This is a genomic window from Pseudomonas mosselii (genome assembly GCF_019823065.1).
In the GTDB taxonomy this organism is placed as follows: domain Bacteria; phylum Pseudomonadota; class Gammaproteobacteria; order Pseudomonadales; family Pseudomonadaceae; genus Aquipseudomonas; species Aquipseudomonas mosselii.
Map to the genome: position 1 here is coordinate 1,505,318 of NZ_CP081966.1, position 11,846 is coordinate 1,517,163.

An 11,846-nucleotide genomic window follows, 5' to 3' on the forward strand; every position below is an offset into this window, starting at 1 on the left:
ACCATGCTCGACCGTCACTCGTTGTTCTGGAAACTCACCGTCCTGCTGGTGGGCTTCTGCCTGTTGATGATCGGCCTGAGCTACAGCTGGGGCCGGCACATGGAAACCCAGGATGCCTTCCTGTCCGAGCCGGCGCGGCAGGTCCTGCGCGGTTACGCGGCCGAGGCCGAGCAAGCCTGGCGCAGCGGCGACCGCGAGGGGGTGGATGCCTGGCTGGCCACGATGCGCGAGCGCGAACAGGGCTGGGTGGGCGTGCTCGATGGCGATCTGCAGCCGCTGGGCAGCGCCGACCTGAGCGCAGGCCAGGCCCAGCGCCTGACCCGCCTGCGTGGCGTCGACTGGCCCATGAGTCGGCGCACCATCGGCCAGCCCTGGTTGCGCCTGCCGTTCCCCGGCGCGCCGGAGCAGGGCATGTTGGTGATCGAGCTGCCGGAGCGCTTCAACCCCGGCCAATACCGGTTGTTCTGGCGCATTGTCACCAACGGCATCATCCCTGGGCTGTTCACCTTGCTGCTGTGCGTCGGCCTGTACCGCATGCTGATCGTGCCGCTCAACCAACTGCGTGAGCAGGCCAATGCTTGGCGTGCCGACCAGTTGGCGGCGCGCCTGGACTCGCGCACCACTCGGCGCAAGGACGAACTGGGCGAACTGGCCCGCGCTTTCGACCAGATGGCCGAACGCCTGCAGGGTACCGTGGCCCTGCAGCAGCAGTTGCTGCGCGACCTGTCCCACGAGCTGCGCACGCCGCTCAGCCGCCTGCGCGTGGCCTGCGATGGCGAGACCGACCTGCAGCGCCTGCGCGAACGCCTGCACCGTGAGGTGGATGGCATGCAGCAACTGGTCGAGGACACCTTGCAACTGGCCTGGCAGGACGCCGAGCGCGCGCCGGTAAACCTCGAGCCGATCCAGGTGGCGGCGCTGTGGGATCTGCTCAGCGAGAACGCCTGCTATGAAAGCGGCTGGGCGCCGCGACGGCTGCGCTGCGAGCTGTCGGCTGACTGCTGGGTGCAAGGCAGCCTCAATGACCTGGCCCAGGCGCTGGAGAACATGTTGCGCAATGCCATCCGTCATTCACCCGAGGCGGGTGTGGTACGCCTGAGCGGTTGGCGGGAGGGCGGGTATTGGCGTATCGACCTGGAGGACGAGGGCGGGGGCGTGGCCGAGGAAGACCTGGAGCGGATCTTCGCGCCGTTTTCCCGGCTGGAGGGTTCGCGGCCAGGGGACGGTGGTTTCGGCTTGGGCTTGAGCATCGCCCGCAATGCGATCCGCCGCCAGGGTGGGCGCGTGTGGGCGGTCAATGGCGAGCGCGGCCTGCGCTTGTGCCTGCGCCTGGCTGCGGGGGAGTCGAGCCCATTGCGGGACAAGCCCGCTCCAGGCACTTATAGCCACCCGTTATAACATCCAGCAATTGCGTGATATGGCCGCGCTGGGTTTGCCGGTATGATAGGTGCCCCTGCCGTCCGGATTGCGAAAACGCCCATGACCCTGCAGTACCCAACCATCGCCGAGTGCATCGGCCATACGCCACTGGTTCGCCTGCAGCGCATCGCCGGGGACACCAGCAACACCTTGCTGCTCAAGCTCGAAGGCAACAATCCGGCAGGTTCGGTCAAGGACCGCCCGGCGCTGTCGATGATCACCCGCGCCGAGCTGCGTGGCCAGATCAAGCCCGGCGACACCCTCATCGAAGCCACCTCCGGCAACACCGGCATCGCCTTGGCCATGGCTGCGGCGATCAAGGGCTACAAGATGATCCTGATCATGCCGGACAACTCCACCGCCGAACGCAAGGCGGCGATGACTGCCTATGGCGCCGAGCTGATCCTGGTGACCAAGGAAGAGGGCATGGAGGGCGCGCGCGACCTCGCCGAGAAGATGCAGGCCGAAGGCCGCGGCCTGGTCCTCGACCAGTTCGCCAATGGCGATAATCCGATCGCCCACTACAACAGCACCGGCCCGGAAATCTGGCAGCAGACCCAGGGCACCATCACCCATTTCATCAGCTCCATGGGCACCACCGGCACCATCATGGGCTGCTCGCAGTACCTCAAGGAGCAGAACCCGGCGGTACAGGTCGTCGGCCTGCAGCCGATGGAAGGCTCGGCCATCCCCGGCATTCGCCGCTGGCCCCACGAGTACCTGCCGAAGATCTTCGACGCCACCCGGGTCGATCGCGTGGTCGACATGTCCCAGCAGGAGGCCGAGCAGACCACCCGTCGCCTGGCCCGCGAAGAGGGCATTTTCTGTGGCGTATCCTCCGGCGGTGCCGTGGCGGCGATGCTACGCCTGTCCCGCGAAGTCGAGAACGCGGTGATGGTCGCCATCATCTGCGACCGCGGCGACCGTTACCTCTCCACCGGCCTGTTCGATCCAACCTGATGTCCAGAAAGAAAACCAATACCGGCCTGCGTTTCCAGCCGGCCGGCGGCAACCGTGCCGCACAGGTACCCGTGGGCAAGAAGCAGCGCCTGTCGATCGAGCGCGTGGCCGGTGACGGTCGCGGCATCGCTTTCATCGAAGGACGTACCTGGTTCGTCAGCGGCGCACTGGCTGGCGAAGACGTCGAGGCGCGGGTGCTCGCGGCGCGTGGCAAGGTGGTAGAGGCGCGCCTGGAGCGTGTGTTCCAGGCCAGCCCCGAGCGCCGTGAAGCGCCTTGCCGGCACTACGCCCGCTGCGGCGGCTGCAACCTCCAGCACCTGCCTCATGAAGGGCAGCTGGCGCTCAAGCAGCGCCTGCTTGCCGAGCAGCTGCAACGGGTGGCCGGCGTGCAGCCCGAGGAGTGGGCTGTTCCCCTGAGCGGACCGGAATTCGGCTACCGCCGCCGGGCGCGGGTCGCGGTACGCTGGGACACCAAGGCGCGCCAACTGGACGTGGGGTTCCGCGCCGAGGCCAGCCAGGACATCGTCGGCATCGACGAATGCGCGGTGCTGGTACAACCCTTGCAGTCGATCATGCGCCACCTGCCGACCGTGCTGCGCAGCCTGGCCAAGCCGCAGGCGCTGGGGCACGTGGAGCTGTTCAGCGGTACCGCCGAGGCGGTGCTGGTACGGCATGTGGCGCCCTTGTCCAGTGAAGACCTGGCGCGGCTCGAGGCGTTCTGCCGCGAGGCCGGCGCCCAGCTGTGGCTGCAGGGCGAGGGCGAGCCGGCACCGGTGGATGCCGCGGCGCAACTGGGCTTTGCCCTGGAGCCTTGGGGCATGGAACTGGCCTGGCGGCCGGGTGACTTCGTCCAGGTCAACGCCCAGGTCAACACCTTGATGATTCAGCAGGCCTTGGCCTGGCTGGCGCCCGAGGCGCACGAGCGGGTCCTGGACCTGTTCTGCGGCCTGGGCAACTTCGCCCTGCCCCTGGCCCGCCAGGCGCGCGAAGTGGTGGCGGTGGAGGGCGTGCAGGCCATGGTCGAGCGCGCCGCCGCCAACGCCGACGGCAACAATGTGCATAACGCTCGGTTTTTTCAGGCCGATTTATCGCAGCCTTTGGCGGGCGCCGGATGGGTCGCCGAGGGCTTTTCTGCGGTACTCTTGGATCCACCGCGCGACGGGGCATTCGAGGTGGTGCAAGGCATCGCCCGGCTCGGTGCGAAGCGGCTGGTCTATGTATCGTGCAACCCGGCCACGCTGGCGCGAGACGCGCAGGTGCTGGTCGGGCAGGGGTACCGGTTAAAAAGGGCCGGGATTCTCGACATGTTTCCTCAGACGGCGCATGTCGAGGCCATGGCGTTATTCGAAGTGGGCTAGCCGGGCTGGCCCTCTTGGTGCGGCCTTCAAGGAGTGAGGGGCGCACAGGTGATAGCCAGTGCACCCGCGTGGTGCGCTGTATGGAAAGGTAAAACAAAGATGGTACAGGTGAGAGTGCACCAGCCGGTCAACCACGACGGCAGTATCAATCTCGAAGCATGGCTCGATCATGTGGTGAGCGTCGATTCGCAGCTCGATCGCCCGGGGCTGAAAGAGGCCTGCGAGTTCGCCCATGAGGTCGAGAAAAAAGGCAATCCAGCCAAGCATTCCTGGGCCGACGGCACCTCCAGTTTCCAGGCTGGGCTGGAGATCGCCGAAATCCTCGCCGACCTCAAGCTCGACCAGGATTCGCTGGTCGCCGCGGTGATCTACCGCTCGGTGCGCGAAGGCAAGGTGACCCTGGCTGAAGTCGGTCAGCGCTTTGGCCCGGTGGTGTCCAAGCTGATCGACGGCGTGCTGCGCATGGCGGCCATCAGTGCCAGCCTCAGCCCGCGCCAGTCGTTGGTGCTTGGTTCCCAGGCGCAGGTCGAAAACCTGCGCAAGATGCTGGTGGCCATGGTCGACGACGTGCGCGTGGCGCTGATCAAGCTCGCCGAACGTACCTGTGCCATTCGTGCGGTCAAGGGCGCCGACGACGAGAAGCGCCTGCGCGTGGCTCGCGAGGTGTTCGACATCTATGCGCCGCTGGCGCACCGGCTGGGCATCGGTCATATCAAGTGGGAACTCGAGGACCTGTCGTTCCGCTACCTTGAGCCCGACCAGTACAAGCAGATCGCCAAGCTGCTGCACGAGCGCCGGCTGGACCGCGAGCGCTTCATCAGCGACGTGATGAACCAGCTTCAGAACGAGCTGCTGGCCACCGGCGTCAACGCCGACATCAGCGGCCGGGCGAAACACATCTATTCGATCTGGCGCAAGATGCAGCGCAAGGGCCTGGAATTCAGCCAGATCTATGACGTGCGCGCAGTGCGCGTGCTGGTGCCGGAAGTGCGCGACTGCTACACCGCGCTGGGCATCGTGCACACCCTGTGGCGGCACATCCCCAAGGAGTTCGATGACTACATCGCCAACCCCAAGGAAAACGGCTACCGCTCCCTGCACACCGCAGTGATTGGCCCCGAGGGCAAGGTGCTGGAGGTGCAGATCCGCACCCACGCCATGCACGAGGAAGCCGAGCTGGGCGTGTGCGCGCACTGGCGCTATAAGGGCACCGACGTCAAGCCCAGCTCCAACCACTACGAAGAGAAGATCTCCTGGCTGCGCCAGGTGCTGGAGTGGCACGAGGAACTGGGCGACATCGGCGGCCTGGCCGAACAGCTGCGTGTCGATATCGAGCCGGACCGGGTCTACGTGTTCACCCCTGACGGTCACGCCATCGACCTGCCCAAGGGCGCCACGCCGCTGGACTTCGCCTACCGGGTGCACACAGAGATCGGCCACAACTGCCGGGGCGCCAAGATCAACGGCCGCATCGTGCCGTTGAACTACAGCCTGCAGACCGGCGAGCAGGTGGAGATCATCACCAGCAAGCACGGCAGCCCGAGCCGCGACTGGCTGAACTCCAACCTGGGCTACGTGACCACCTCGCGGGCCCGGGCCAAGATCGTCCACTGGTTCAAGCTGCAGGCCCGCGACCAGAACGTGGCCGCCGGCAAGACCCTGATCGAGCGCGAACTGAGCCGATTGGGCCTGCCCCAGGTGGACTTCGAACGCCTGGCGGAAAAGGCCAACGTCAAGACTGCCGAGGACATGTTCGCCGCCCTTGGCGCCGGCGACCTGCGCCTGGCGCACATGGTCAACGCCGCCCAGCAACTGCTCGAACCCGAGCGCCTGGAACCGGTCGAGCTGATTCCGCGCCAGGCCCGGGGCATACGCGCGGGCAAGCGCAGCGACATCCAGATCCAGGGCGTCGGCAACCTCCTCACGCAGATGGCCGGGTGCTGCCAGCCGCTACCGGGCGATGCCATTGTCGGCTATATCACCCAGGGCCGTGGCGTGAGCATCCACCGCCAGGATTGTGCCTCGGTGCTGCAGCTGGCGGGCAAGGAGCCGGAGCGTATGATCCAGGTCAGCTGGGGGCCGATCCCGGTGCAGACCTACCCGGTCGACATCGTCATCCGTGCCTACGACCGCCCGGGGCTGTTGCGCGACGTGTCGCAGGTGCTGCTCAACGAGAAGATCAACGTGTTGGCGGTCAACACCCGCTCGAACAAGGAAGACAACACCGCGCTGATGTCACTGACCATCGAGATCCCCGGCCTGGATGCCCTCGGACGTCTGCTGGGGCGGATCTCGCAGTTGCCCAACATCATCGAGACGCGGCGTAATCGCACCCCTTGAGAAACGGGGCCGCTGTGCGGCCCATCGCCGGCAAGCCGGCTCCCACAGGATGGCGCTGTACCCTGTGGGAGCCGGCTTGCCGGCGATCGAGGGCGAAGCCCTCGCCTAGGAACAGACTTGATATGACCTACACCCTTGAAGACCTGCTGCACCTCATGGCCCGCCTGCGTGACCCGCAATATGGCTGCCCCTGGGACCTCAAGCAGGACTACGCCAGTATCGTCCCGCACACCCTCGAGGAAGCCTACGAAGTCGCCGACACTATCGAACGCGGCGACTTCGAGCACCTGCAGGGCGAGCTCGGCGATCTGCTGTTCCAAGTGGTCTATTACAGCCAGCTGGCCCGTGAAGAAGGGCGCTTCGAGTTCGACGGCGTCGTCGATTCGATCACCCGCAAGCTGATCCGTCGCCACCCCCATGTGTTCCCCACCGGCGAGCTGTACGCGCCGCTGGAGACCCCGGCGTTGAGCGAGGCGCAGATCAAGTCGCGCTGGGAGGAGATCAAGGCCGAGGAGCGCGCCGAAAAAAGCGAGCCCGAGCAGTTGTCGCTGCTCGACGATGTGCCCGCGGCCTTGCCCGCGCTGTCCCGCGCCGCCAAACTGCAGAAGCGCGCCGCCACGGTCGGCTTCGACTGGCCCGAGGCGCTGCCGGTGCTGGACAAGGTCCGCGAGGAGCTCGACGAAGTGCTGCAGGCCATGGCCGATGGCGACAGCGACGCGCTGGAGGACGAGCTGGGCGACCTGCTGTTCGCCACCGTCAACCTGGCCCGGCACCTCAAGCACGACCCGGAAAATGCCTTGCGCCGCGCCAACCGCAAGTTCGAGCGGCGCTTCCGATTCATCGAACAGGCATTGCGCGCGCAGGGCCTGAACATCCAAGATCGTACCCTCGACGAGCTGGACGCCCTGTGGGGCGAGGCCAAGCGTCAGGAAAAGAACCTGCCCAGCTGCGGCTGAGCCGATGCATAAGTGAGTAGAACACCCATGAGCCTTTCCCTTCGCGACCAATTGCTCAAAGCCGGCCTGGTCAACCAGAAACAGGTCTCGCAGACCAACAAAGCCGAGAAGAAACAGAAACGCCTGGAACACAAGGGCCAGGTGGAGGTGGACGACAGCCAGAAACGCCTGGCCAAGGAAGCCATGGCCGAGAAGGCCAAGAAGGACCAGGAGCTGAACCGTCAGGTCCAGGAGAAGGCCGAGCAGAAGGCCCGTGCCGCGCAGATCAAGCAACTGATCGAGGCGACCCGTCTGCCCAAGCTGACCACCGAGGACTACTACAACTTCGTCGATGACAAGAAGGTCAAGCGCATCGCCGTCAACGCCCTGATGCGCAGCAAGCTGAGCAATGGCGCGTTGGCCATCGTCGCCCATGGTGGTGGCTACGAAGTGATCCCGCGCGAGGCGGCGGTGAAGATCCAGGAGCGTGATCCCAACCGTATCCTGCTGCTCAACACCCATGTCGAGGAAGCGGACGAGGACGATCCGTACGCAGCCTACAAGATCCCAGACGATCTGATGTGGTAAGCACGAAAAACCCCGCCTTGGCGGGGTTTTTCGTTGCAGGGCCGGGTCACTGCGCCGGGCGTTGGCGCTCGAGGTATTCAAGCTCCATGCGGTACTGGTGAGCCTGTTGCTCGTCATGGAACATGCCGACCAATTGGCCTTGCTGATGCACGTCCCAGATCCGCAGGCCAGCGGCCTGGCCTTCGTGGGACATTTTCGATTCGTCGCGTTCGGTTACCTGGACTGTCATCGTCAAACTCCACTGCTTGGGTTGGCTGCGGCACTGTGTCGCAGGACTCCTTTATAGAATTTGTTAGCAGGCTAAGTAAATAAAACAGCGATGAAACAAGTTTCATCAAGGGCAACGCATGCGCTGTGGGAGCGGTGTGCGGCAAAAAAGAAACCCCGCACAAGGCGGGGCTTCGGGCGTTGCAGGCAGCGGTATCAGTTACCCTTGACCGCCTTGCCATCGACCGTGCCATCCTGCAGCACGATCACGTACTCCTTGCCGTCGGTCTCAACCTGTCGCAGCTGCACCAGCAGGTAGTCCCAGTCCTTGGCGAACCACAGCTCGGTGATGCGCTTGCTCTGGCTCGGGTCGCGCACGCGTTCGACCTTGATCGCGTCGACCTGGCCGGTCTTGGTGGTCACTTTCTCAGTGCCCAGCACGCGGAAGTCGTAGGTGTCGATCTCGTCACCGTCGACCACCTGGTAGGTCATGCTCTTCTTGCCGGCGGCCACGTCATGCTGCAGGGCCAGCTGGTAGGACGACTTGTCCAGCACGCCGCGGTTGAGCGGCAGGTTGATGGCATCGCCACGGTCGCTGCCTGTGATCTTCTTGCCGGCCCAGTCGAAGTTCAGGTCGACCTTCTTTGCCTTGCCCAGGCCGCCACGTTCGAAGTGATACTGCTGCGGCAGCAGGGTGTCGTTGTCGAACTTGAGGGTGCTTTGCTCCGTCAGGCTGGCGATCATCATCGAAGCCTTGAAGTTCAGGCTCCAGGTGCCGTTGGCGTTCTTTTCCAGGCTGCGCGCGGCGGTGCCGCTCATCGGCAGCTGTTTCCAGTCGGCGGTGTAGCTGGCCGCGAAAGGCTTCAGATCAGCTGCCTGGAGGGGCAGGGCGAGCACGGCGAGAGCCAAGAGCAGGGCGCGACGCATAAATTCTCCTAGGATCGAATCAAGTGACCGCTGGCCGCCAGCGGCTGGCCATCCAGTAATGCACCCTGTCCGCCCAGACGCAAGCGTCCTTCGGCGAACCAGCGCACCGCCAGCGGGTAGATCTGGTGTTCCTGCAGGTGCACGCGCTGGGCGAGCGTCTGCGCGGTGTCATCCGTTGCCACGGGCACCACAGCCTGTACGACCAGAGGCCCGCCATCGAGTTCCTCGGTGACGAAGTGCACGCTGCAGCCATGCTCGACGTCGCCCGCCTCCAGCGCGCGCTGGTGGGTATGCAGGCCTTTGTACCTGGGCAACAGTGACGGGTGGATGTTCAGCAGGCGGCCCTGGTAGTGGCGCACGAAATCGCCACTGAGGATGCGCATGAAACCGGCCAGCACCACCAGGTCGGGCTGGAAGCCGTCGATCAGCGCCATCAGCGCCGCGTCGAAGGCTTCGCGCCCGTCGAACCCGGTGTGCGACAACACGGCGGTTTCGATGCCGGCGGCCTTGGCACGTTCCAGGCCGTAAGCATCGGCACGGTTCGAGATGACCGCGCGGATGCGTGCCGGGCTGTCGCTGGCGCTGTTGCTGTCGATCAGTGCCTGCAGGTTGCTGCCGGAGCCCGACAGCAACACGACTACATTGCAGGGCATCAGTGTGCCTTGAGGTTCTGCAGCTCGACCTGGGCGGCGCCTTCGGCGGCCACGTCGATACGGCCAATCACCCACGGTTGCTCGCCTTCGGCGCGCAGCACGTTGAGGGCATTGTCGACCTGGTCCTGAGCCACGCAGATGACCATGCCCACGCCGCAGTTCAGCACGCGGTGCATTTCATGCTCGTCGACGTTGCCTTTTTCCTGCAGGAAGTCGAACACCGCCGGACGCTGCCAGCTGGCCACGTCGACCACGGCCTGGGCGCCCTTTGGCAGTACGCGCGGGATGTTGTCCAGCAGGCCGCCACCGGTGATGTGGGCCATGGCCTTGACAGCGCCGGTCTGCTTGATCAGTTGCAGCAGCGGCTTGACGTAGATGCGGGTAGGCGCCATCAGCAGGTCGGCCAGCGGCTTGCCGTCGAGCTGGGTGTTGTCGATGTCGGTGCCGGAAACCTCGAGGATCTTGCGGATCAGCGAGTAGCCGTTGGAGTGCGGGCCGGAGGATGGCAGCGCGATCAGGGCGTCGCCGGTGACCACTTTCGAGCCGTCGATGATCTCGGACTTTTCCACCACGCCGACGCAGAAGCCGGCCAGGTCGTAGTCTTCGCCTTCGTACATGCCAGGCATCTCGGCGGTTTCACCACCGACCAGCGAGCAGCCGGCCAGTTCGCAACCGGCGCCGATGCCGGTGACCACGGTGGCGGCCACGTCGACGTTGAGCTTGCCGGTGGCGTAGTAGTCGAGGAAGAACAGCGGCTCGGCGCCGCATACAACCAGGTCGTTGACGCACATGGCGACCAGGTCCTGGCCGATGCTGTCGTGCTTGTTCAGGTTCAGCGCCAGGCGCAGCTTGGTGCCGACGCCGTCGGTGCCGGAGACCAGCACCGGCTGCTTGTAGCCGGCCGGGATCTCGCAGAGGGCGCCGAAGCCGCCCAGGCCACCCATGACTTCAGGACGTGCGGTGCGCTTGGCGACGCCCTTGATGCGTTCGACCAGTGCTTCGCCGGCGTCGATGTCTACACCGGCGTCTTTGTAGCTCAGGGAGGGTTGCTTGCTCATTGATCCAGGCCTTTAGGAGGGAGGGATTCAGAAAAACGACCGGGACGGCCAAGGCCGGTTTCAGAAACGGCGGCTGCCTGTACGTCACTGGTCTGCGAAGGCGCGCGATTTTATCAGGGTTGCCCCAAGGCGGCCATCCTCAGGCCGACGGGCAGGCGGGAAATCTGGGCAAAAAACCGTGTTTCACCCCCTGTGACTGGTTGGCGCGCCGGTGCCTGTATAAGGTATAGGCATGGCGACCCACGCAACGGGCCGGCAACGCGGAGTATTTGCCGTGGTTGCGCGGTCACAGCCGACAGGCAAGGGCGTGTCGCCCCAAGGTCATCTGGACAGGAATCCTCAATGCGTCTTCTCAATTTCCTCGCTGGCGCCTGCCTGCTTGTGGCCGGCACCGTCGCCCAGGCCGAAACCATCTCTGGCTTGTACCAGGTGCGCGAGCCTGTCGAAGGGCAGGGCAGCGAAGCCCGCGCCCAGGCGACCGGCAAGGCCCTGGATACCCTGGTGCTGCGCCTGACCGGCGATCCCAAGGCGGTGCAGAACCCGGCATTGGCCGCGCTGCGCAAGGACCCGCAGCAGATCATCAACCAGGTCGGCACCGAAGCCGGGCCGCCGGAGTCGGTGCTGGTCGAGTTCGACCCCGGCAGCACCGAGCGCGCCCTGCGCCAAGCTGGCCTGGCGCTGTGGGGCAGCAACCGGCCGTCGATTCTTGGCTGGTGGCTGAATGACAGCGTCGAGGGCAGTAGCCTGGTCGGCGATGGCCAGGCTGTCGCCGAACCCCTGCGCCGGGCCGCCCAGCACCGCGGCCTGCCGTTGCGCCTGCCGTTGGCCGACCTGCAGGAACAACTGGTGGCCAATGCCAAGCTGCTCGAAGGCAACGACCCGGCGCCGCTGCGCGAGGCCTCCGAGCGCTATGGCGCCGATGCGCTGCTGGCGGTGCACGCCCATGAAGCCGACGGCAAGTGGCAGGGCAAGTGGCAGTTGTGGCTGGGCGACCAGCGCGAGCAGGGCAGCGCCGAGGGCGCCGACCAGGCGGCCCTGGCCGATGCCGTGCTGCTGGCGGTGAGCAACCGCCTGGCGCCGCGTTACGTCACCCGTCCCGGCGCCAGCAGCGAGCTAGAGGTGCAGGTCCAGGGCATGAACCTGCAACGCTACGCCGAGCTCAGCCGAGTCCTGGAGCCATATGGCGCGCGCCTGCAGATGGCCGATGGCGGCACCCTGACCTACCGCGTCAGCGGCAATCGTGAGCAACTGCGCGCGCAGTTAAGCCTGGCCAAGCTCCAGGAACTGCCTGCCGAGCCCGTGCCCGCGACACCTGCGCCAAACACGCAGGACCCGGCCGGCGCCACGCCGCCGGCCACCGCCGCCAAGCCGTTCGACGGCTTGCGTTTTCGCTGGTAAGGA

General features: G+C 65.6%; 11 protein-coding genes. 7 read left to right on the top strand and 4 right to left on the bottom strand.

The annotated features are described in order from the left end of the window. The first annotated feature begins 3 nt into the window (after nucleotides 1-3). The 6 genes from K5H97_RS06745 (at nucleotide 4) to K5H97_RS06770 (ending at nucleotide 7,600) form a co-directional block, all read left to right on the top strand. Nucleotides 4-1,398 carry a sensor histidine kinase gene (locus K5H97_RS06745; RefSeq protein ID WP_028690919.1) on the top strand — a complete coding sequence of 465 codons (1,395 nt, stop codon included), beginning with the start codon at nucleotides 4-6 and terminating at the stop codon, nucleotides 1,396-1,398. An 81-nt stretch (nucleotides 1,399-1,479) separates the two neighbouring features. Continuing rightward, nucleotides 1,480-2,379 (top strand): cysteine synthase CysM, encoded by a 900-nt coding sequence (gene cysM, locus K5H97_RS06750; protein WP_028690918.1) that lies wholly within the window; start codon nucleotides 1,480-1,482, stop codon nucleotides 2,377-2,379. After that, complete coding sequence (gene rlmD / locus K5H97_RS06755) at nucleotides 2,379-3,737, top strand: 23S rRNA (uracil(1939)-C(5))-methyltransferase RlmD (RefSeq protein ID WP_028690917.1); 1,359 nt, start codon at nucleotides 2,379-2,381, stop codon at nucleotides 3,735-3,737. The genes cysM and rlmD overlap by 1 nt, the downstream gene beginning before the upstream one ends. A gap of 99 nt (nucleotides 3,738-3,836) precedes the next feature. Further along, nucleotides 3,837-6,077 carry a GTP diphosphokinase gene (relA, locus tag K5H97_RS06760; RefSeq protein ID WP_028690916.1) on the top strand — a complete coding sequence of 747 codons (2,241 nt, stop codon included), beginning with the start codon at nucleotides 3,837-3,839 and terminating at the stop codon, nucleotides 6,075-6,077. Nucleotides 6,078-6,199: 122 nt separating this feature from the next. Beyond that, nucleotides 6,200-7,033, top strand: coding sequence for a nucleoside triphosphate pyrophosphohydrolase (mazG, locus tag K5H97_RS06765; RefSeq protein ID WP_028690915.1), 834 nt, complete (start codon nucleotides 6,200-6,202; stop codon nucleotides 7,031-7,033). A 27-nt stretch (nucleotides 7,034-7,060) separates the two neighbouring features. Further along, the gene (locus K5H97_RS06770) at nucleotides 7,061-7,600 is read left to right on the top strand and encodes a DUF2058 domain-containing protein (protein WP_028690914.1); all 540 of its coding nucleotides are present in this window, start codon (nucleotides 7,061-7,063) and stop codon (nucleotides 7,598-7,600) included. A 46-nt stretch (nucleotides 7,601-7,646) separates the two neighbouring features. Here K5H97_RS06770 and K5H97_RS06775 read toward each other — a convergent pair whose 3' ends face one another. The 4 genes from K5H97_RS06775 to purM all read right to left on the bottom strand — a co-directional run bounded on the left by K5H97_RS06775 (nucleotide 7,647) and on the right by purM (nucleotide 10,445). After that, nucleotides 7,647-7,829 (bottom strand): hypothetical protein, encoded by a 183-nt coding sequence (locus tag K5H97_RS06775; RefSeq protein ID WP_028690913.1) that lies wholly within the window; start codon nucleotides 7,827-7,829, stop codon nucleotides 7,647-7,649. Between the two features lie 194 nt (nucleotides 7,830-8,023). Then, nucleotides 8,024-8,734 carry a DUF3108 domain-containing protein gene (locus K5H97_RS06780; protein WP_028690912.1) on the bottom strand — a complete coding sequence of 237 codons (711 nt, stop codon included), beginning with the start codon at nucleotides 8,732-8,734 and terminating at the stop codon, nucleotides 8,024-8,026. A gap of 8 nt (nucleotides 8,735-8,742) precedes the next feature. After that, complete coding sequence (gene purN, locus K5H97_RS06785; protein ID WP_028690911.1) at nucleotides 8,743-9,387, bottom strand: phosphoribosylglycinamide formyltransferase; 645 nt, start codon at nucleotides 9,385-9,387, stop codon at nucleotides 8,743-8,745. Beyond that, entirely contained in the window at nucleotides 9,387-10,445 is a 1,059-nt protein-coding gene (gene purM, locus K5H97_RS06790; protein ID WP_028690910.1) for a phosphoribosylformylglycinamidine cyclo-ligase, read from the bottom strand. The genes purN and purM overlap by 1 nt, the downstream gene beginning before the upstream one ends. Nucleotides 10,446-10,787: 342 nt before the next feature. Here purM and K5H97_RS06795 point away from each other — a divergent pair, with 342 nt between their 5' ends. Beyond that, on the top strand, nucleotides 10,788-11,843 hold the full coding sequence (locus K5H97_RS06795; protein ID WP_028690909.1) for a DUF2066 domain-containing protein: 1,056 nt from the start codon (nucleotides 10,788-10,790) through the stop codon (nucleotides 11,841-11,843). The last annotated feature ends 3 nt before the right edge of the window (nucleotides 11,844-11,846 follow it).

Bases quoted from the DNA above. Each gene is read 5' to 3' on its own strand.
- purM (WP_028690910.1), bottom strand. From the start codon at position 10,445: ATGAGCAAGCAACCCTCCCTGAGCTACAAAGACGCCGGTGTAGACATC.
- rlmD (WP_028690917.1), top strand. From the start codon at position 2,379: ATGTCCAGAAAGAAAACCAATACCGGCCTGCGTTTCCAGCCGGCCGGC.
- K5H97_RS06775 (WP_028690913.1), bottom strand. From the start codon at position 7,829: ATGACAGTCCAGGTAACCGAACGCGACGAATCGAAAATGTCCCACGAA.
- K5H97_RS06745 (WP_028690919.1), top strand. From the start codon at position 4: ATGCTCGACCGTCACTCGTTGTTCTGGAAACTCACCGTCCTGCTGGTG.
- K5H97_RS06780 (WP_028690912.1), bottom strand. From the start codon at position 8,734: ATGCGTCGCGCCCTGCTCTTGGCTCTCGCCGTGCTCGCCCTGCCCCTC.
- mazG (WP_028690915.1), top strand. From the start codon at position 6,200: ATGACCTACACCCTTGAAGACCTGCTGCACCTCATGGCCCGCCTGCGT.
- K5H97_RS06770 (WP_028690914.1), top strand. From the start codon at position 7,061: ATGAGCCTTTCCCTTCGCGACCAATTGCTCAAAGCCGGCCTGGTCAAC.
- cysM (WP_028690918.1), top strand. From the start codon at position 1,480: ATGACCCTGCAGTACCCAACCATCGCCGAGTGCATCGGCCATACGCCA.
- relA (WP_028690916.1), top strand. From the start codon at position 3,837: ATGGTACAGGTGAGAGTGCACCAGCCGGTCAACCACGACGGCAGTATC.
- K5H97_RS06795 (WP_028690909.1), top strand. From the start codon at position 10,788: ATGCGTCTTCTCAATTTCCTCGCTGGCGCCTGCCTGCTTGTGGCCGGC.
- purN (WP_028690911.1), bottom strand. From the start codon at position 9,387: ATGCCCTGCAATGTAGTCGTGTTGCTGTCGGGCTCCGGCAGCAACCTG.